Annotated in this window: 17 protein-coding genes and 1 tRNA gene; 1 reads left to right on the top strand and 17 read right to left on the bottom strand. The window is 37.3% G+C overall.

The annotated features are described in order from the left end of the window. Positions 1-71 precede the first annotated feature (71 nt). The 8 genes from hslO to spoIIE all read right to left on the bottom strand — a co-directional run bounded on the left by hslO (position 72) and on the right by spoIIE (position 10,605). Positions 72-950, bottom strand: a complete 879-nt coding sequence (gene hslO / locus M948_RS31130) for an Hsp33 family molecular chaperone HslO (protein WP_021290375.1) — start codon at positions 948-950, stop codon at positions 72-74. Then, entirely contained in the window at positions 947-1,741 is a 795-nt protein-coding gene (locus tag M948_RS31125) for a type III pantothenate kinase (protein WP_031335312.1), read from the bottom strand. Before M948_RS31125 ends, hslO begins: the two co-directional genes overlap by 4 nt. A gap of 433 nt (positions 1,742-2,174) precedes the next feature. Then, positions 2,175-4,244 (bottom strand): ATP-dependent zinc metalloprotease FtsH, encoded by a 2,070-nt coding sequence (ftsH, locus tag M948_RS31120; RefSeq protein ID WP_021290373.1) that lies wholly within the window; start codon positions 4,242-4,244, stop codon positions 2,175-2,177. Between the two features lie 135 nt (positions 4,245-4,379). Beyond that, entirely contained in the window at positions 4,380-4,922 is a 543-nt protein-coding gene (gene hpt / locus M948_RS31115; RefSeq protein ID WP_021290372.1) for a hypoxanthine phosphoribosyltransferase, read from the bottom strand. A 13-nt stretch (positions 4,923-4,935) separates the two neighbouring features. Then, on the bottom strand, positions 4,936-6,327 hold the full coding sequence (tilS, locus tag M948_RS31110) for a tRNA lysidine(34) synthetase TilS (RefSeq protein WP_021290371.1): 1,392 nt from the start codon (positions 6,325-6,327) through the stop codon (positions 4,936-4,938). Between the two features lie 51 nt (positions 6,328-6,378). After that, entirely contained in the window at positions 6,379-7,317 is a 939-nt protein-coding gene (locus M948_RS31105) for a protein kinase domain-containing protein (RefSeq protein ID WP_021290370.1), read from the bottom strand. Continuing rightward, positions 7,286-8,020: a VWA domain-containing protein gene (locus M948_RS31100; protein WP_031335309.1), complete on the bottom strand. Its 735-nt coding sequence runs from the start codon at positions 8,018-8,020 to the stop codon at positions 7,286-7,288. Before M948_RS31100 ends, M948_RS31105 begins: the two co-directional genes overlap by 32 nt. 134 nt (positions 8,021-8,154) lie before the next feature. Beyond that, complete coding sequence (spoIIE, locus tag M948_RS31095; protein ID WP_369759841.1) at positions 8,155-10,605, bottom strand: stage II sporulation protein E; 2,451 nt, start codon at positions 10,603-10,605, stop codon at positions 8,155-8,157. Between the two features lie 425 nt (positions 10,606-11,030). On the opposite strand from spoIIE, the gene M948_RS31090 reads away from it, so the two are divergent. Next, a tRNA-Met gene (locus M948_RS31090) sits at positions 11,031-11,104 on the top strand. A 151-nt stretch (positions 11,105-11,255) separates the two neighbouring features. Here the strand turns inward: M948_RS31090 and M948_RS31085 are convergent. The 9 genes from M948_RS31085 to mfd form a co-directional block, all read right to left on the bottom strand. Continuing rightward, positions 11,256-11,639, bottom strand: a complete 384-nt coding sequence (locus tag M948_RS31085) for a S1 domain-containing RNA-binding protein (RefSeq protein ID WP_021290367.1) — start codon at positions 11,637-11,639, stop codon at positions 11,256-11,258. Between the two features lie 104 nt (positions 11,640-11,743). Then, the gene (locus M948_RS31080; protein ID WP_021290366.1) at positions 11,744-12,124 is read right to left on the bottom strand and encodes an FtsB family cell division protein; all 381 of its coding nucleotides are present in this window, start codon (positions 12,122-12,124) and stop codon (positions 11,744-11,746) included. A 6-nt stretch (positions 12,125-12,130) separates the two neighbouring features. Beyond that, positions 12,131-12,730: a spore cortex biosynthesis protein YabQ gene (yabQ, locus tag M948_RS31075; RefSeq protein WP_021290365.1), complete on the bottom strand. Its 600-nt coding sequence runs from the start codon at positions 12,728-12,730 to the stop codon at positions 12,131-12,133. Next, positions 12,727-13,026, bottom strand: a complete 300-nt coding sequence (yabP, locus tag M948_RS31070) for a sporulation protein YabP (protein WP_021290364.1) — start codon at positions 13,024-13,026, stop codon at positions 12,727-12,729. The genes yabQ and yabP overlap by 4 nt, the downstream gene beginning before the upstream one ends. Before the next feature lie 63 nt (positions 13,027-13,089). Next, a complete protein-coding gene (locus tag M948_RS31065; RefSeq protein ID WP_021290363.1) occupies positions 13,090-13,350 on the bottom strand; it encodes an RNA-binding S4 domain-containing protein in 261 nt (86 codons plus the stop codon). Between the two features lies 1 nt (position 13,351). After that, entirely contained in the window at positions 13,352-14,800 is a 1,449-nt protein-coding gene (mazG, locus tag M948_RS31060; protein ID WP_021290362.1) for a nucleoside triphosphate pyrophosphohydrolase, read from the bottom strand. A gap of 31 nt (positions 14,801-14,831) precedes the next feature. After that, positions 14,832-16,403, bottom strand: coding sequence for a putative polysaccharide biosynthesis protein (locus M948_RS31055; protein ID WP_021290361.1), 1,572 nt, complete (start codon positions 16,401-16,403; stop codon positions 14,832-14,834). Between the two features lie 242 nt (positions 16,404-16,645). Then, positions 16,646-17,182, bottom strand: coding sequence for a stage V sporulation protein T (gene spoVT, locus M948_RS31050; RefSeq protein WP_021290360.1), 537 nt, complete (start codon positions 17,180-17,182; stop codon positions 16,646-16,648). A 137-nt stretch (positions 17,183-17,319) separates the two neighbouring features. Continuing rightward, positions 17,320-20,841 (bottom strand): transcription-repair coupling factor, encoded by a 3,522-nt coding sequence (gene mfd, locus M948_RS31045; protein ID WP_021290359.1) that lies wholly within the window; start codon positions 20,839-20,841, stop codon positions 17,320-17,322. Positions 20,842-20,996 lie beyond the last annotated feature (155 nt).

Raw genomic sequence — 20,996 nt, 5'->3', positions numbered from 1 at the left:
TACCTAAGGCACGGTTATACGAACTATACAGGTAATTATAATAAACATCCAGGGAAAATCCCTGAATGTAATTAACCAATTTGATTTTTTAACGTAACTAACTCTTCTTCTGAAAATTGGTAAGACTGATTACAGAAATGGCAATTCGCCTCTGCCCCGTTATCTTCATCAATCATTGATTGAATTTCATCTTTTCCTAAGCCTTTTATTGCTCGTTCTAAGCGTTCTTTTGAACAATTACAACGAAATTCCAGTGGAATCGACTCATGTACCTTAATTTCATTCTCTCCAAACAGTCGATGCAGTATTTGTTCAGGTGTATTCCCTTCTCGAATTAAAGTAGATATTGCCGGAAAAGACTGAATTTGTTCCTCTAGCTGATTAATTACTTCTTCACTTGCTCCAGGCATAACCTGTACGATAAAACCACCCGCCGCCAATATACTATGATCAGGATTCACAAGTACTCCTGCACCAACTGCTGTAGGTACCTGCTCTGAATTGGCGAAATAGTACGTAAAATCTTCACTAATTTCCCCGGAAATAATCGGAACTTCTCCAGTAAAGAAATCCTTTAAACCTAAATCCTTAATGACACTTATACTTCCATTTGTACCCACTGCCCGAGCAACATCTAATTTTCCTTTATCATTCAAGTCAAAATCGACATGGGGATTTTGAACATATCCTCGTACCTCACCTTTTGCATTTGCATCCGCAATTATCGCACCAATTGGTCCATCCCCCAAAACCTTCGATGTGATGGAATCGTCCCCTTTAAGCATGGCACCCATCAATGCAGTGATGGTAATTGTTCTGCCTAGCGCAGCAGAAGTGGTTGCCCACGTATCATGGCGCATTCTTGCTTCTTCAACAGTATCCGTTGATGAAGCTGCATAAGCTCGAATCATACCATCGTAAGCTGTTGCTTTTAATATAAAGTCCTTCATGTTGTCTCTTCTCCTTTCCAGCTCGCTTTATTTTTATTATAAATAAGATAAAGTCCTTTTAATGTTAAGTATGGATCTACATGGTCAATCGTTTCTGATTCATAGGCAATTAATGATGCTAAACCACCTGTAGCAATGACCGTAGCTTCTACTTGCATTTCACTTTTAATTCGGCGAACGATCCCATCAACTTGTCCTACATAACCATAGAAAGCACCAGACTGCATTGCTTCCACAGTCGAAGACCCAATTACACTTGTAGGAGCTTGAATCTCTATTCGCGGTAATTTAGAAGCTTTGCTATATAGTGCTTCCATTGAAATATTGATTCCTGGGGAGATAACTCCTCCATAATATTCTTTGTCCTTGTTAATAAAGCAATACGTAGTGGCAGTGCCAAAATCAATTACAATTAATGGCGATCCATAATCTTCTATTGCCCCTACTGCATTGACCACTCTATCTGCACCAATTTCTCTTGGATTAGGATAACGCATGTTTAAGAAAGAATGTACCGTTTCTTTTCCAATAATCATCGGCTCAAGATGGAAATAATCTTTACTCATTTTTTCTAAAGCATACATGATCGGCGGAACTACAGAAGATATAATAACACCCTTTATCTCTGAAATCGCAATTCCACTATGATCAAATAAGGATTTAATTAGCATTCCAAATTCATCTTCTGTTTTATAACGGTCTGTTTTTATCCGCCATTGATGCTTTAATTGATCTTTTTCAAATACTCCTAATACTGTGTTGGTATTCCCAACATCAAGTACAAACAACATAAACTTCCATACCTTTCTTTCTCAAATTTGGATTAGAACCAAAGGATACGCTTATTTTTTTAATATACCATATTTAAAAGGGAATATATATTAAACCGACTAGTTATGAGCAAAACACACTTACCTTTATTCTGACAGCCAACAGTGAGAAGAAAGGTACTGTTTGTCTTTGTTAGTGTGTGCAATTTATAGACAGAGCACAAACCTATATGAACTGAAGCATATGATGTATGTGCAATTGTCTACCTTATGCCATCGAAAAGTGGTATCACCTTACCATTACACGTATGCTCTATTTCCACCTAAACTTATTCTTTAATAAACCAAATCCTATATACCACCTTTTCTTTACATGCAAAAAAATGACACGAAGTTCTTGCCCTTTAACAAGCGGTTGAACTTCGTGTCATTGTTCATTTACATTCTAGCTGTATTAATCTTTTTTCTCTTCATCATCTGCTGATGGTTTATTATCTGTTGTTATCTCATCTGTTGAAGGTGGATTTTTTGAAGTTGTTCCATTAGATGAAGTTGGCTTATTATTTGTTGTAATGCCATCTTCAAGGTCTTCTTCAAATTTCTTATTCGCTTTATCTTTTGCTTCCTCGAATGTTTCTGGAGATTCATCCTTATCATTAGATTGAATATTAACTTTTAATGATTCAGATTCCTCTGGTTCAGGAAGTTTACCTTCTTCGAACAGCGACTTAATTTGTTTTGCATCTAGTGTCTCTACCTCAAGTAAAGTTTGTGCTATTAATTCTAACTTATCTTTGTGTTCTGTAAGTATGGTTTTAGCACGATCATAACAATAATTGATGAAGTTTTGCATTTCTTGGTCAATGTCATGAGCAATTGCATCACTATAGTTTTGATCATTGTTAAGATCTCGACCAAGAAATACCTCACCACCGCCACTTGTAAATTGTAACGGACCAATTTTTTCACTCATACCATACTCGGTAATCATCTTACGAGCAATTCCAGTCGCACGTTGGAAATCATTATGAGCACCCGTACTTACTTCTCCAAACATGATTTCTTCAGCTACGCGACCACCTAGCAATCCAGTGATCTTATCAAATAATTCTGGTTTCGTCATAAAGTAACGATCTTCCCTAGGTAGCATCACAGCGTAACCACCTGCTTGACCGCGTGGAACAATAGTAACCTTATGTACCATATCCGCATCATCTAATACCATACCAATTACCGTATGTCCACTTTCATGATGAGCTACAATATTTCGTTCTTTTTTAGAGATAACTCTACTCTTCTTAGCAGGACCCGCAATGACACGATCAATGGCTTCATCAACATCTATCATATCAATCGATTTGCTGTCCCGCCTTGCAGCAACAAGAGCTGCTTCATTCAATAAGTTCTCTAGGTCGGCGCCCGAGAATCCAGGTGTACGCATTGCTATTGTTTTCACATCAACATTATCAGCCAAAGGTTTATTCCTAGCATGTACTTGTAGTACTTCTTCACGTCCTTTTACATCTGGTCGATCAACGGTAATCTGACGGTCAAAACGACCTGGACGTAATAATGCAGGGTCAAGAATATCGGCACGGTTGGTTGCTGCAATGATAATAATTCCTTCATTAACACCAAATCCATCCATTTCTACAAGTAATTGGTTTAATGTTTGTTCACGTTCATCATGTCCGCCGCCAAGACCAGCACCACGCTGTCTACCAACGGCATCAATTTCATCTATAAATATAATACAAGGAGCATTCTTTTTAGCATTTTCAAATAAGTCTCGGACACGGGATGCACCGACACCTACGAACATTTCCACGAAATCAGAACCACTAATCGAGAAGAATGGTGTTCCTGCTTCACCTGCTACTGCACGTGCAAGTAAGGTTTTACCTGTTCCTGGAGGTCCAACTAAAAGCACCCCTTTAGGAATTCTTGCTCCTACGGTTGAAAATTTACGCGGATCTTTTAGGAAGTCTACAACTTCTACAAGTTCTTGTTTTTCTTCGTCCGCCCCAGCGACATCCTTAAAGCGAACCTTTTTCTTATCTTCACTGTACATTTTCGCCTTGCTTTTTCCAAAGTTCATAACACGGCCACCACCGCCGCCACCTTGGGCTTGGCTAAGGATGAACAGGAAGAATAACCCGATGATTAAAAATGGAATCATCGTCGTTAAAAATGTTACCCATGCACTTGGTTGCTCTTCTTCTTCAACATGAAGTACACTTTGATCATTGGCTTGTTCAGTAATAGATGCGATGATTTCTGTGTTATCTGGGACTTGTGCAACAAATTGCTGGTCGCCCTCATTCAAATTACCACTAATTCGCATAATTCCGTTTGCTGGTTGCATCGTCATTTCTTGAATCTCGCCACTATTTAAAGCATCCATAAATTGCTTAACATTGAATTGTTCTGCTTCTTCATTCTGTCCATTGAATACTCCAATGACTCCTATAATAACGAAGAAAATAAGTATCCAAAAGAACACATTCCGAAATATCCGGTTCATTGCTTACCTCCTCCCAAGCGGGAAAAACTATATAACATCGTACCATACAAAAAAGTTGGAATACAACTAATTTCACTTAAAAAACAGCATTTTTATTTCTATGATGTATCTCATTCTTCCACTAGAAAATTAATATTATTCTCCACCATATATTTCTGGTTTTAATACACCGATATATGGAAGGTTTCGGTATTTTTCCTGATAATCCAAACCATATCCAACGACAAATTCATTCGGAACTTCAAAACCAATTAAATCTGCCTTAATAGCTGCAGTACGCCCAGATGGTTTATCCAGTAGAGTAACAATCTTAATAGAATTCGCTTTTCGATATTTAAATAAATCCACAAGGTAACTTAATGTTAATCCACTATCGATAATGTCTTCTATAATCAGTAAATCGCGACCTTCTACTTTTGTATCTAAGTCTTTTACAATTTTAACCTCACCTGATGAACGCATTTCGCCACCATAGCTTGATACATCCATAAAATCCATTTCTAAATGTGTTTGTGTGTAGCGTAAAATATCTGACATAAACGGCATTGCGCCTTTTAGGACACCAATAGCAAGCGGGAATTTCCCATCGTATTCTTCAGTTAATTGCTGTCCTAATTCCTTACACTTAATTGCGATTTCTTCCTCTGATATTAATACTTCTTTAATATCATTATGCATATGTCTGCTCCTCCTACATGTTGCCTTTGTCATAATATAGTTGTATAAGTGATGCACCTAACACCCTTTTTGCAGGTTGTCCCTTTTTCAATCCTACTAGCCATAAAACAGTTCCTTGATTATCCGTAACAATTGGCCAATTTTCTCGCTGAAACCTTGGAATTTTAGCATCTATAAAGATGTCCTTGACTTTCTTGCTTCCCTTTAATCCCTTCCAACGCATTCTATCCCCTTGCTCACGTGTTCGAATATGTAATGGTAATTCTACTTGCTCTTTGTAACACACAAAGGTGAATTCGGATTGTTCTAGAGAATTCTCTACGTATTCAGCAATAATTACTGAACCATCTGGCAAAACTGCTCTACCAGGAACTTCCAATAGTTTATGATAAGAATCGGGACGGCCGTCTTGATTGAAAGAAATACGTATCTGATCATATGATTTTTCTATCTTTAGCCCTTCAGGGAAATCGAGTCGAGTATTCCCAGTTTGATGGTGCAATAACGAAAAAAACTGCTCCTCATGGACATAAGATAAATCCTTCGGTAAATCAATATACAGATAGTTTAATATTAGATGATAGGCACGTCTTTGTAAAGCAAATGCATATGTTTTGAATGTGGGAATAGAAAAAGACAAAAGCTTATTTTTCTTATCAAACAAAACAATATCATGGGTCATTTTTTCTGCTTGCTGCTTTAAATACGATAGATCTGCATGTAAGGTTTCGCTTAAATGCTGTATTGTAGTATGTATATTACTATTTTTCTCTTTTATTAATGGTAGTACATGCTTTCTGAAAAAATTTCTCGTATAAGTGGTTTCCTGATTTGACGGATCAATTCTAGATTCAATGTCATGACGTCTACAATACTGCCAAATTTCATCTTTCGTTACGCAAAGAAATGGTCGTACAATCAAACCTTTAGCAAATGGCCGCTTTACGGGAATACCCGCTAGCGATTGAGAATCAGCAGATCGAACTAAACGCATGAGCATTGTTTCTGCCTGATCATCACCATGATGTCCCAATACTAAACAATTTGCATGAAATAACTCCATTTGCTCATAAAAGTAATTATAACGTAATTCTCTTGCTGCTACTTGTGTACCAACTTTGTACTGCTGTTTATAATCAGGGACATCTACAGAAGTACCTTTAAACTCAATATTCCATTCCCTACATTTTTGCTGCACAAACTGGAGATCTTCTAAAGACTCTGTACCACGCAATTGATGATCCACTGTCAAAGCAATAATACGTAATCCCCAGTCATCCTTTATTGAATTTAAATAATAAAGGAGAGCCATAGAATCAGGGCCACCTGAGACCCCCACAAGTATCGTAGTACCTTTCTCAAATAAATCATGTTTGTTTATAAACTGTGTTACTTTCCTGTTCAATTTGTCCATCTCCAACAGAGCAATTCTACTTTTATCGTATCATAATCATAATCACTGAAAAAGCAAAGAAATTAGATAATAGCTTGCTGCTAAAAAGGAAATGCCTGCAGCCTCAAGCAAAAAAGGGTCTTGTTTCGTTGGTTGTGCTTGATTTCCAGTTACTGTATTCTGTTTTTGGATATTGTGGATAACTTGCAATAATTCTTTTTTCATTTGGGAGCTGGTTACATATTTGCCTATCAACGCTTTCCTCAGCACTAAACGGTACGGCCGTAACCCTTTTGCCTCGTCAATTTTTCGAAACAGCATCTTTTCTGGTTGTGTGTCTTTATTAAAACGATTTGGATAGTAGATAGTTAAAAAAACCATTACAAATGCAAATAAATCATAGCTAGGCTCTGCTTTTCGTGTTCCCATCCCCCAATAACCACGATCATAGAATTCGGTGTATTCCTTTATTGCTCTGCCTACTTGAGTTGTACCACCAACATCTACCCATCTGACTCTTGGTGGGGATAAGACGATAAGTAAATTATCTATTTTTAAATCACCAAATACCCATCCATGCTGATGAAGCTGCTCTAAGTCTTCTAATAGTTGCAACATAAATACCCCTATCCATTCTTTACCATGCCGTCTAATATAAGCAGACATTGGTTCTCCCTGTAAATATTCCATCACATAGAAAGAATATTTTTCCCCGGAAGGTGCTGTCCAATCATCTACATCTAATAAAGAAGGTCCAAGTCGACTCCCTTGGACCCTCCCTAATGACTTAAGCACATTAACTTCAACGGTCATCGATGAACGTTTATCGCTGATTTTCAATGCAGCAGGCTTTCCATTTGCTTCGCATAAATAAACAGAACCAATTGCTCCTGCTCCCAGCTTTTGTTTAATAACGTAAACCTTCTTATGCCATTTCCCTTGAATGTACATTCCAGGGCGAACAACTGTACTATACTTCTTCCATTCCTGATTCATCTTCATCCCTCAAGCTCCTTAGCAAGGTCTTCTTACCAAATTGATACATTGCCTCGCGAATGGCAGGACCAGTAGGTGTAATTCCACCACTTGTAAGCTTCGGAAAAATACTTGATATTGAATCCAAAGCAGGAGACCAATCTAACACTTTTTGGATATCCTTGCGTTTACCCGGAAAGTTGAAAATACAAAATCGATTACGGCCAATACGAGAATTCAAACTAATAGATAGATCAATTAATGCTTCTTTTACTGTTGGTAGTTTATCATGCATGCTTGCACTAGTATCTACTAAAACAAGCACTTCAAGATCACAGGTTTCTCCCATGTCTTCAACTACTTCCATAACTTCTCCTCGTTTTTCCGGTTCTAAATCCTCTAGCGATTGATCCTGTCCTAAGATTTGCTGTAATTCTTTATTTACAAATCCTTGCAGGGTTTGTGTCATTGCTTGTTTTGTTACCGTTTGTACGGTTTGGGATAGAGCTTGTTTATAAACAAGCTGACTGACTCCACCACCAGATAAGGCAATGTCTTCTACTTCTTTAAGGCCCTCTGGTTGTTCAGATTGATCATCTTCTAAAATACCAATTACGTTTACGGTAATTCCTTGCTGATTTGCCAATGATGCAGTAGCGGCGGGGTCCTCTCCTTTGTTCGAACACCCGTCGGTGATTAACAAGATTTGTTTAAGCGTACCTTTTTTCAACACCATCTACCTCCCAACTTTTCAGTACCATCATCGCCAGTTTTATAGCTATCTATACATGGTATCGCGGAAGAGAACAGGGGAGGTATACGGTTGGTTGAAACAATGGAATTCAACTGAAACGATTTTATTTTTCATTGCGCTTTATCATGATAAACTGGAACAGAAGCCCATTTGGGAATGTTTTTCATCACTTTGGCTACAACCACTGTCATATCATCTTCTATTTCTCCTGACCTGGTACGAATCACTTCTTCCAGTATTAAATCGGCTATTTCTTGCGGATCATTGGTTCGCATATCACGGATTTTCCGTTTCAACCAGATATCCGTATTTTCTACATGTTTTGGACCGTCAAAAATCCCGTCACTCATCATAATCAATAGATCATCTGACATTAATTGTTCACTAACAATGTCAACATCAAATTCCTGAATAATCCCCATTGGAAGATTACTGGCTTCTACCTTAATTAATTGATCCCCGCGTTTAATAAAGCTTGGTGTCGATCCTATTTTAAGAAACTGTACAAACGCATTGTGTAAATCAATAACTGCTAAATCCAAGGTAGCAAACATTTCATCCGTTGATCGTAAAGACAAAATTGAATTTATCGATTTAATCGCAACCTTTTCCGGTATACCCGTTTGTAGGATTTGTTGGAGCAATCGAAGTGTCTCTACACTTTCTTCTTGAGCCCTTTCTCCGTTCCCCATACCGTCACTAATCGCCATCGCATACTTCCCTGCACCAAGCTCAATCGTCGTATAGCTATCACCGGAAACCAGTCCTCCTCCTTTGGCTGCATTTGCAGCACCTGTCTCTACTACAAATTCTCTTGCAGAACCGAATGCAAGATAACTATATCCATTCGGAAATGGTGCAATTTCTTCTTGCTTTACCACAACAACCTCTTTCAAAATATCTGATAATACCGGCGCAATTAGTTTTGACCCCTCACCATGATAATCATAGAAGGTTAATGTCATTTCTATATCTACATTCCCCTTATCTAAACGATAAATCTCTAATTTTTCTAGTTCAATACCCATTTTTTTCAATGCGTGAACAATTTGCAATTCCTGTTGCTCATGATGCTGACGTTCTTTTAATATCTCTTTTGCAAAATCCTCCATTACTTCTGAAACACCTTGTAATTGATCTGCAACCAGTTTTTTACTTTCCATCACTTGTTGTTTAAGCTTTTGATTCGCTTCAAAATAAGACATTTCTTCCTTCATTGCATCGAGAACTTTCTTTGGCTTGACGCAATAACTTTCGAACTCACGTGCCGTCTTTCGATTAAGTTTACCACCCTCTCCCATATCATCCTTCATCATCTCCATTAACGAATATGTCTTATCAAATTCTTTCTGCCAACACCTTTCCTTCATAAAGCAATTTTGACATGTTTTCTCTGTTACTTGACTTAGAAAATAATCCGTCTCCCTTCTTGATTCCTGGTCTTCTTCTACTTGTCCATCAACCGTAGTAAAGCTATTGGACAATGCCTGAAATACATTTGAAAATTGCTCAACCCGTTTAGCAGTAACATTTCGCACTTTCTGTAAATACTGTTCCTGTTCGTTGGTGTATTCTTCTGTTCCTGGAATATAACGAGATAATTTCTTAAACCAACTTGCTGGCGTTAGTAAAAAGAAGAAAATTGCTATCGATGATTCCAAAATCGATGGAACTAATTGACTGGCATTGCCATAAATACCTATAAGAAAAGTTCCTACAAATAAACCAACGGCAACCCCTGGCTTTCTACCTTCTTTTAATAACCCTCCTAACAGTCCGGAAAAAGCAAGTAAGCTCATTTGATATAGATTTGCTACATTAGCTAGAGACAAAATAAGCCCAGCCACAACCCCTACTGTAGAACCAATTGCCGCCCCGCCGACATAAGCAAGTAATAATACAAAATAACGAGAAAATACCTGTTCAAATGAAGCACCATAAAGCTCCCATCCAATTGTTCCAGTAAGAATAGAGGCAATAAGTATGATCATGCATACGATCTCCTCATTTTTTAAAGCGGGGTTATAACGTTTAGGTGATAATAAAGGAATGCTTTGCATAAATATTAATACTAAAACCGTACCTAATACTCCTTCTACAAATACGAGCATCCAATCGTACGGTGATAATTGTTGAGAAATAGAGTATTGAAATACTCTAGTTGCTACCGTGGAAAGAAATACAAATAAAGGAATAAGGACCTGTTGATTTTTAGCTTTCTTAAAAAATCCGCCCAAGAAGACAAAGACAAGCATAGCTAGTGCAATAAATATTGAATGGTCTAACGAGTAGCTTAATGCACCTATTAGAACAGCTACAATCGATTTTAATGTTTTTTCTTTATGAACTAGCCATATAGTAGCTAAAAAGGCTACCGCAAACGGGGATACGACAGATAAAATAACGGCACGACCTAATAGAAACCCGATAATATAAAACAGCCATCCCCGTTCAAGTAGAATTACACGAAGTTTCGCATATAATCGATTACGGAGCTTGTCCATTTGTTTGGTGCGTTCTGCTCTAAATGCTTTCGGTTCGACTCTTGTAATTGAATCCATCATAACTACCACTCCCTCTTTGTGCATATCATTAAACCACAATATGCCAACTATTTTTGTCAAAACAAGAGAGCAATTACCAAGAATCGTTCGACGGCTTTCTATCAATCGAACAGTTTTCAACACGAACACGCGTGTGTATCCCTGTTTTAACTAAGAGTCACTCTTTTACAGTACTTCGCGCTGAATCAATTATAAAAAACGTTTCCATTGATTTATTTTTCTTCTTATAGATAAACAGATTTTGTTGAAATCTGAATCATTCTTACTAACATAATCCAATTTGACGAATGGGCAACCCTTCATTCGAGTTTATAATGACAACCGAGCACACCGATAACTTTTTCTGCTTTTCTATTATTTCTACCGAAAAATGATTGACAGACATCCAATCCTGCTGTATTATATTTTCTGTTGGCTAATTAGGCGGTGTAGCTCAGCTGGCGAGAGCGTACGGTTCATACCCGTGAGGTCGGGGGTTCGATCCCCTCCGCCGCCATCTATATAAAAACCCTACTATGTTTCTACATTAGTAGGGTTTTTATTTATGCATATGTGTGTATACCAAAAAGCAGCAGCCGTAAATTAATTTACGGCTGCTGCTTTTTTCGTATCTATCCTATAGAGCATTATTATATAGACAGCAACTGCTATCCTCTTTTAGCACCTCGACCCCCGCGTTTGGATTCCGTGTGCTTCTTCAAAGAGGCAAGACGGTCCTCTGAATCTTTAAGAAAACGATTCATTTTTGACTCAAAAGATTCCATCCGTTCACGGTTATCTCGTTGACGTTTTGGTTTATCTACAGCTTTTTTTATAGACAAGCCGATTTTTCCGTCTTTCTCGACATTAATAACTTTCACCTTTACTTCATCTCCTACGGAAAGGTGATCGTTAATGTCTTTTACATAGTTGTCAGCAACCTCACTAATATGAACAAGACCAGTAGTGCCTTGTTCAAGCTCTACAAAGGCCCCGAAATTAGTGATACCAGTTACCTTTCCTTGCAGCTTGCTGCCTACTTCAATTGACATAAAAAAAATGCTCCTCCTTAAAATTTTTAAGAAAACTAATATATCATCACTGATGAAGCTTCATCAGCTTACTATTATATTATAGCCAAGCAAACAAAAGTGTGTCAATAAGACGGATCTTCTTCAGGAATTTTGAAAATTAATTCTCCTTCTTTTGAAAAGAAATAATTCGTTCTTGCTATTTGTAATACGTAATCTTCATCTTTCAACAGCTCTACTTCTTCTTTTAAATTATTTTCTTGTTTCTCTAATTCAGCAAGATCTTGTTGTAAGGCTTCATATTCTTCCGTTTTTTCAGCATGAAGTACACGTTGTTTAATATGGTATGTTGCCATGCTCCCAAAAGCAATTACGGCGATTAAAGAAAAAAGCACAAGTCTGCGAATTAACCGCTTCTTCTTTCGCTTTTGCCTGTCAACGTACGCATCATATTGCTGCATATAATTAGAGTCTAATCTTGTTACCGTTTGTTTGTCTGAAGCCAACGATGGTTACCTCCTCTTAAACTTAACATACTTCATCACCTTAATACATATATTCTTCATTGTACTATAAAATCCTGCTACTTTGAAAATATATAATTGAATTTTTTCCGGTAATAGGCGATATATCAGTTGAAAGAACCATTTAAAAGGAGTTATGATAACCGTTAAAATAAAAAGGAGAATCGTTCCGATAATCTTTATAAGCCAAAGGACAATGGCGTAGACCAACTTCACGACCCATTTAATTGGAGAAATAATGAGAGCTTGTACAACATTTTCTATAAAACGATATATATTTGCTGCTATATGAATTAAATATTCAAGCAATTTTTTATAGATGTTAGCAGCCACTGCTTGATAAAAGGCAAATCCCAATAAACAGGCCGCAATGATATAAAACCTTAATTCTCCCCCATTAATTCGAAATAAAATATAAAATAATAACATCGTTTGTGTTAGCCAAAAGCACACTTCCATCAGATAGGTCATTATCCGCCTATCTTTCCAATAGGCACTAAAGCGACGGAAGGTATCTTGAATCAATCCAAGATAAAACCCACCCGCAATCATTGTAATCATTGTTAGAAATTGCGTACTTAGACTCATTTAAATAACTTGCTAAAGAATCCTTTAGCCTTCTCCTGCTGCTCATCTACATAGGAAAGCTCATATATCTTACCTTTAATCGTTACTAGCCCTTCACCTACATCAAGATTCTTTAATTGCAGGTTTTGTCCGCGAACAATTAAATACCCCATAACTGTTTCCAATAAAAATTCTTCATTATCAAAGCTATCTACTTCTTTCACACCACTGATTTCTAGGTTTTTTCGATTATTAATCTTCACATAATGATCTGTTTGGACACGCGTTATATTTTCCTTATTTTCATAATAATTCATCGTAAAAGCCCTCCTTATCATTATTACTTTATGATAGGAGGGACAAGTATAGAACATAGTATTTTAATTATTTAATTTCTCTTCTTTGACAACTGTATATAACGACTCTGCCTCCTCTTTCTTTACTGTCCCACGCAAGTCATTAATATGGATAGTTACAAGTTTCTGGCCGAATTTAATAACAAGCTCATCACCAGCTGTTAACGTAGAAGAGGCCTTTGCTTGATTTCCATTGATTGTAATTCGTCCTTGATCAGCTACTTCCTTCGCTAATGTTCTACGCTTAATTAGTCTTGAAACTTTTAAAAACTTATCTAGTCTCATGTTATTCCCCCTTTTCCTTTGCCTGATTCCATAATTCATCCATTTCCTCTAACGTAGCATCTTGTACACTGCTATTTTGTATTGCTAATTGTTGCTCAATGAACGAAAAACGGGAAATAAACTTCTCGTTTGTTCGATTTAATGCCACTTCAGGGTTGATCTTATAATACCTTGAAAGATTTGCAAGTACAAATAGAACATCTCCAAATTCTTTTTCCATTTCAAGCTTATTGGCTGCCTCCACCATTTCGTTAAACTCCTGTACTTCTTCATTCAGTTTTTCCCATATATCATTTTCGTCATCCCAATTAAAGCCAACTTTAGCCGCCTTCTTCTGTAATTGATAGGAGCGTGCAAGAGAAGGTAAATGTTTGGCCACCCCGTCTAAAATAGATGTACGTTTGTCGCCCTTTTCTTGCTTCTTCAACTGCTCCCAGTTAGAGATCACTTCTTCAACGGACTGCACATTTGTATCCCGAAAAACATGCGGATGTCGATGTATCATTTTATCAGTGATCGACCGAACGACATCGTCTATATTAAAATAGCCCCCATCCTCGCCAATTTGGCTATGTAACATTACTTGAAGAAGCACATCCCCAAGCTCTTCTACGATTCCTTCATCATCTTGATGATCAATGGCATCAATTAATTCATAGACTTCTTCAATTGCATACTCTCGTAAGGACTCATGTGTCTGTTTCCTATCCCAAGGGCATCCATCTGGTCCACGTAACAAACGAATAACATGACGCAGTTGTTGGAATGAATGATGTAATAAATGATCTGGAACAGGTGGAATATAAACACTTGTTAAGTTACTGATTTCCACCATACGATCCAGCTCTTCTAATGGAAGGGTAATAACTTCCTGAGTTTTGCTTCCGGCGGCTTCAACAATGGTGATTGGATAATCAGCAGGAAGATCCTCTAATAAAGTTAGTTTAACTTCCGAAGCAGTAAATTGGTCATACACTTGGCAAAAGATAAGATGATTTTGATAATTTATCTGGCTTCGATCAAATGATGTCGCATCTAGAAATTGAAGCCCATCAATTGGATCAATCTTTAAAGCAGTGTAAAGATCATCCAAATAACTTTTGCCACCAATAATATTCACCGGAACTTTTTGTTGTTCTAGTAGTAACTGAACTGTTTTTTCAGCAAGCATTGGATGTCCAGGCACAGCATAAATCACATTTTGTTCATTGGCTTTATGTAAAATGATGTCTACAATTCGTTCATAAACAGACGTAAATTGATCTTCTGATTCATAAATGGTATCAAAAGATTCTAAACGGACGCCTTCTTGCTGTAATCCATGCACCACTGGATGATCCATTGTTCTCATGAATATTGGATTAGAAGCAGAGATTAGTTTTTTATAAATGCCTAAAGGTAGCTGGTCCATATCACCTGCTCCTAGGCCGACAACTTCAACCTTATACATCGTTGTTCCTCCTAATATATAGTAACTGTTCCTATTTCATTTTAAAAAATTGGTTAAATGGAAGCATACGTAACTGTTTTTCTGTGAATGCTTGACATTTAATAAGCATGTATCCATATAGTAGAGCACCAGAAAGCGATATGAAAACGACATATATGAACAAGCTTATGCGAGAATTATCTAGCCAAGGCAAAGCGATCCACTCAACAATTGATAGATAGATCACCATGATGATCCCAGGAAAAATTAATGCCTTCCAGCGTAACATTTGCCAAAGGTGTAACATAGGTAATTTTCTTTGTAATTCGATTAATACAATACAGCTTAACAACAATAGAGAGAGAATGGTTGCTACCGCACTTCCCATTAGACCTAACTGCACAACTAGCACTTGATTCGCTATCCATTTAACAAAAAAAGCAAGCAGTATGAACAAGGCAATTCGTTTGATAAACCCTAGTGCCTGTAGAATAGAAGATGCTGTAATGGCGATCGAACTAAGTATAATTGATACAACTAATAATTGGAGTTCTAGTGTCCCCTGATTATCTTGGAAAAGCAATCGATTAACCTCTGGAAAGATAGCAACTAATCCAATTGTCGCTCCAAGGGCTAAATAAATACTAACCAGCATTGCTCCTCCAATATAAGGGTAGTACGTATTCGGTTCTTGTTTTATTTTTTTTAGAGAGATTGATGGCAGCAGTGCTAAAGCAAATGACGAGCCTAACACCGTTCCGAATTGAATTAATGGCTGGCCGCGATCAAATACCCCTTTAGCTTCCATTGCTGCTTCTTTCGAATAACCTGCTTCAATTAAGCTAGGAAACAACGTAAACGTATCTGCAAATTGAAGGATAAGTAAAATCATATGATTTAAGGCTGCAGCAATCCCTAAGATAAATATAGTACGTATATAATATTGCCATTGTATTTCCTCATTTTGCTGTTTCGCATATGGTTTCTTCTGCATAAACAAAACAATCAGGATAATACTTGAAGCAATTGCCCCAAGTATTGATGCTAAAACCGCCGCTCTACCAACTTGATATATATGGTCGCCTTCTTTAAAGATAAAAAGTGCTGCCAGGATAATAATAGTTACACGGACAAATTGTTCTACAACTTGAGAAAGAGCGGTTGGCTTCATCATATATTCACCTTGAAATACCCCACGAATGAATGATGAAAATGGTACAAGTAAGCATGCAAAAGCAGCAAATTGGTAGGTTGATGTTAAATGAGAGTCGCCTACCCAGCCTGCTATATACGGTGCATTGAAATAAAGAAAAAGAAATAAAATCGTACTTAATACAAATAAAATAAGAAAGACTGGTATATAAAAACCTCTGATAGATAGGGGGGTTCCTTGTGCTTTTAGCTCTACTGCCATTTTCGAGATGGCGGAAGGAAAACCATATAGGGTTAAAACAAATACAATACCTAAGATTGGGTAGATCTGCTGATAGACATAGAAACCGATGTCACCTGTTAGATTTTGTAATGGTATCCGATAACCTGCACTTAATAGTTTACTTATCAAACCAGCTAGTGTAAGCACTAACGCCCCTTTCACAAGCCGATTTGTTTCATTATCACTCATCAATAACTTACTTCCTTTTTGTTCTCACTTCTATTTCATTATAGCATAGCAAAAAACAACCTCGTATTAAACAAAAGCTGCCTTACCGTTTTGGTAAGACAGCTTCTGTTCGGGCTAATTCAACGAAGCAATAATCGTTGAGCCGAACGCAATGATGTTAAGCGTCCTCTTTACTTACCCTATACCAAAGAGAATAAGCTTTGAACAAACTAACAGGTTGAATAATCCTCAATAATGAAGTATTATTCCATTTGTTTGGCAAGGAAGCTTGCCGCTGTTTCTGCTGCTTTTTGCTCCACTTTCGTAAATGCCTCGCCATCTTTTGAAAAGACTAACACACAACCAATCGCATCCCCATTCGCAATAATAGGACTAATACAATAAGAATTCAGTTCTTGCTCATTTCCATCTATTATTTCTAATGGTTTCTGTTCTTTTTCTATTACTTGTGTACGACCCTCGATCATTTTAGCTATTTGGGAGCTAATGTTTTTGTTTAAGTAATCCTTTTTTGATTCTCCTGCTACCGCAATAATTTCATCGCGATCAGATATAATAACAGGTACATGCAGAGAGTCAAATAAAGCCTCTGCATATTCTTTTGCAAAATGACCCAACTCATTTATTGGAGAATATTTTTTTAGAATTACTTCCCCTTCTCTGTCCACATAAATCTCCAACGGATCTCCTTCACGTATCCGTAAGGTTCTTCTGATTTCCTTTGGAATTACTACCCTTCCTAGATCATCAATTCGACGGACAATTCCTGTTGCTTTCATACTAAGTAGCCTCACTTTCTAATGATGATTACTGCTCTCTTTTTACACTTCTAAATGTTTTCTGTATGTGTAAAAATCACCAGGTGTGTTTTTAGTATGATGCAATACAGGATATCTATACATAAGATACCAAAGTTTTACTCCGAGCGATTCGCCTCTTTCAATTTTCCAATGAATTCTTCAACCAGATCATAGCGTTGATGCTTCTTATCTTTTGTATATTTAAACACAATTTTTAACTTATTATTTTCTGTTCCTAGTTGAACACCTCGCCCAAATTCATTGGCAAGCTCAAATAATTTAGCCCCATCTATTTGTTGACTTCTGTTTTCATCTACTAACAGTTCAATCTTATTATTTTTTTCAGTAATGGATACAACCTTCTCTTTCTTAGCCATCAGCTTCAAAGTAGACACGGTGAATAAATGTTCTACTTCTTCTGGATAGTCACCAAATCGATCCATTAATTCGTCACGTAAGTCTTCTGCATCTCCGTTTTCATCCATTGCTTGAAATTGCTTATATATTTCAATTTTTTGTTTCTCATCATCAATGTACTCATCAGGAATATACGCATCAATAGATAAAGTGAGTTCCGGTTCAAAAGGAGTAATCTCTTCGATTTCTTTTCCTTCTTTACGAGCATCAATTGCTTCTTTTAGCATTTGTGAGTACATATCAAAACCAACGGAATCAATAAACCCATGTTGTTGTGCACCAAGCAGATTTCCTGCTCCTCGAATGGATAAGTCTCGCATGGCAATTTTAAAACCAGAACCCAGTTCGGTGAATTCTTTAATTGCTTGTAGGCGTTTTTCCGCAACTTCCGTTAATACTTTGTCTTTTTGATAGGTGAAGTAAGCATAAGCAACACGATTGGATCGGCCGACTCGACCTCTTAATTGATACAGTTGACTTAATCCCATTTTATCCGCGTCATTCACTATTAACGTGTTTACATTTGGTATATCGACACCAGTTTCAATAATTGTTGTACTTACAAGTACATCATATTCACCTTCTAAGAAAGCAAAAATAATATTTTCCAATTCCGTTTCGTTCATTTGTCCATGCGCTACAGCAATTCTTGCATCAACAAGCATACCAAGATCTCTTGCGACTTTGTCGATGTTTTCTACTCGATTATATAGGAAAAACACTTGCCCTCCTCGGGCCATCTCCCTTTCGATCGCTTCCCTCATAAAAATAGGATTATATTCCATCACATAAGTTTGGATCGGAAACCTATTCTCAGGTGGGGTCTCAATCACGGACAGATCACGTACACCTAGCATGGACATATGTAATGTCCTTGGAATTGGGGTAGCTGTCAATGTAAGTACATCTACATTTGTTTTTAGCTGTTTAATCTTTTCTTTATGCTTTACACCAAATCGCTGCTCTTCATCAACGACTAGAAGACCTAAATCTTGATAGTGTACATCCTTAGAAAGAATTCGATGGGTACCAATAACAACATCTACCGTACCTTTTTTTACCCCTTCTAGTGTTTCCTTCTGTTGTTTTCTTGTTCGGAACCTACTTAGCAAACCAATATTAATGGCATGATCTTGGAATCGCTCGCGAATCGTTTCAAAATGCTGTTGAGCTAAAATAGTCGTCGGAACCAATATAGCTACTTGTTTTCCATCCGCTATTGCTTTAAACGCTGCACGAATTGCCACTTCCGTTTTTCCATAGCCAACATCCCCACAAAGCAGCCGGTCCATTGGGCGCTCTCGTTCCATATCGTGTTTAATCTCTTCGATACATCGTAGCTGATCTTCTGTTTCCTGATATGGAAAGGACGCTTCAAACTCTCGTTGCATTTCGGTATCCTCAGAAAAGGCGTAACCTTTTTTTGCTTCTCTTTCTGCATATAATTTAATTAAATCGTCAGCAATATCTTCTACAGAAGACTGTACCTTCCGTTTTACTTTTGTCCATTCACTCCCGCCCAACTTATATAGTTTGGGCTCTTTTCCTTCCGATCCAACAAACTTTTGAACTTGATCGATTTGATCAATTGGCACAAACAGTTTATCGTCCCCAGAATATTTAATAAGCATATAATCTTTGTGTAGATCGTTTACTTGTAATGTTTCAATTCCTAGATACTTACCGATACCATGGTTCGCATGGACAACATAATCTCCAACTTTTAGCTCTTGGTAGTTTTTAATACGTTCTGCATTTGATATTTTTTGTTGCTTTCTTTTCCGCTTCGTACGCTTCTTAAAGAGTTCTTGTTCTGTTACCAATACCAATTTATGCATTGGTAATTCGATCCCATTCGTTACATTACCTACCGCAATCACTGGTTTATCAGATGGGAGAACCAATTTATCCGAGATAGGTATCTCCAAATTATAATCTATAAAGATAGAGTGAATCTTTTCAGCTCGCTCCTCATCTGGCGCTAATATAACGACAGAATAGTCTCCTTTTTCCCAACGCTTTAGCTCATTTTTAAATAAGTGCATTTGACCGTGGAATTCTTGCATTGGTCTTGAAGATAAATTAATAATATTTTGAGGCTGCGTATTCGGTATATGACGCAAGAAGACCGACATATACACACGAGGCTGCTTAATATTCGCCCAAATACGATACCAATCAAATGAGAATATACTTTTTTTCACCATCTGGTTTGACTCTAAGAGGCTACTATACCAATCAGCTTCCTCCTTATCTAGATGTACAGCTGTATCTTGTATGCGGCTCATCTCATCAAAAATAATCTGTCCATCTTGAGGGAGATAATCTAGTAGACTAGCAGGATTCTGATAAAGATATCCAATATATTTATACATTTCAGGGAAATGTTCGAGGTTTTTTAACCGTTCGATGTCACCTTTGATCGACTCCATTAATTTTTCTTTGGCTTCAGAAGATTTCAACGATTTTAACGTTTCAGACAGTGCTTCCTCTAAACGTTCGCCACCTGCATAAATATCCGATTCCGTTAAAAGTAACTCTGTTGCAGGCCCTACCGTAATATTTTGCAATTTATCTAATGAACGTTGTGTTTCTGCATCGAAATAACGAATAGAGTCTATCTCTTCATCAAATAGCTCAATGCGAATTGGATGTTTTTCGGTTATCGGATAAATATCTATGATTCCCCCACGTCTGCTAAACTCCCCTGGCGTAGTAACCATAGAAGCGCGTTCATACCCCATATCTACTAATGATGCTAAATAATGCTCTACGTCTATCTCTTCTCCAAGCTTAAATGGCAGTTGATAATTATTCCAATATTCCGGTGGGGGAAGTATTCGCTTAAGGGCAGCAACTGGCGCAATTAATATACCCGATTTATTTCTAGTCCAAGCAGTTAATGACTCAATCCGCTGACTTCGCAATTCTGGACTAGCAATTGCAATTTCTGACGCAATTAATTCATTAACCGGATAAAGATGCACATTATCCTCGCCATTGAATGCCGTGAGATCATCGTATAATTGTTGCGCTTGCACCAATTGATGTGTCACTAACAGCACAGGTTTATGGATAGCACCATGAATAATAGAGACAAGCAAGCTTCTCGCGGAACCGGATAGTCCAGCAACAAGTTGTTCTTCCATTCCATCTGATATTCCATTAATTATTGACTGTATATCCTCTTTCGACTGTAAGTAATTCTGTATACCTTTCATTCCTAAACCTCCACTTACCCTAGTAAATAACTAGAAAACCCTTACACCTATTTCATGGCCATCTTCTAGCATTCAGCAGCTTATATATTATCTTCATTTAAACTTATGGTAAAAACGCAAAAATGCCTTGGCTAAAAAACCAAAGCTGCTCTCTC

The organism is Virgibacillus sp. CM-4 (assembly GCF_000445495.1).
Classification (GTDB): Bacteria; Bacillota; Bacilli; order Bacillales; family Amphibacillaceae; genus Virgibacillus; species Virgibacillus salexigens.
Note: the sequence above shows the minus strand (reverse complement) of the source record. Positions and strands in the feature narration are given on the sequence as shown.

What these genes read in the sequence shown, in the direction of transcription:
- M948_RS31125 (WP_031335312.1), bottom strand. Translation starts at nt 1,741, where the DNA reads ATGTTGTTTGTACTTGATGTTGGGAATACCAACACAGTATTAGGAGTA.
- spoVT (WP_021290360.1), bottom strand. Translation starts at nt 17,182, where the DNA reads ATGAAAGCAACAGGAATTGTCCGTCGAATTGATGATCTAGGAAGGGTA.
- M948_RS31065 (WP_021290363.1), bottom strand. Translation starts at nt 13,350, where the DNA reads ATGAGACTAGATAAGTTTTTAAAAGTTTCAAGACTAATTAAGCGTAGA.
- mazG (WP_021290362.1), bottom strand. Translation starts at nt 14,800, where the DNA reads ATGTATAAGGTTGAAGTTGTCGGCCTAGGAGCAGGTGATATGGACCAG.
- spoIIE (WP_369759841.1), bottom strand. Translation starts at nt 10,605, where the DNA reads ATGGATTCAATTACAAGAGTCGAACCGAAAGCATTTAGAGCAGAACGC.
- hpt (WP_021290372.1), bottom strand. Translation starts at nt 4,922, where the DNA reads ATGCATAATGATATTAAAGAAGTATTAATATCAGAGGAAGAAATCGCA.
- M948_RS31085 (WP_021290367.1), bottom strand. Translation starts at nt 11,639, where the DNA reads ATGTCAATTGAAGTAGGCAGCAAGCTGCAAGGAAAGGTAACTGGTATC.
- M948_RS31105 (WP_021290370.1), bottom strand. Translation starts at nt 7,317, where the DNA reads ATGAAGATGAATCAGGAATGGAAGAAGTATAGTACAGTTGTTCGCCCT.
- mfd (WP_021290359.1), bottom strand. Translation starts at nt 20,841, where the DNA reads ATGAAAGGTATACAGAATTACTTACAGTCGAAAGAGGATATACAGTCA.
- yabQ (WP_021290365.1), bottom strand. Translation starts at nt 12,730, where the DNA reads ATGAGTCTAAGTACGCAATTTCTAACAATGATTACAATGATTGCGGGT.
- M948_RS31055 (WP_021290361.1), bottom strand. Translation starts at nt 16,403, where the DNA reads ATGAGTGATAATGAAACAAATCGGCTTGTGAAAGGGGCGTTAGTGCTT.
- ftsH (WP_021290373.1), bottom strand. Translation starts at nt 4,244, where the DNA reads ATGAACCGGATATTTCGGAATGTGTTCTTTTGGATACTTATTTTCTTC.
- hslO (WP_021290375.1), bottom strand. Translation starts at nt 950, where the DNA reads ATGAAGGACTTTATATTAAAAGCAACAGCTTACGATGGTATGATTCGA.
- yabP (WP_021290364.1), bottom strand. Translation starts at nt 13,026, where the DNA reads ATGAATTATTATGAAAATAAGGAAAATATAACGCGTGTCCAAACAGAT.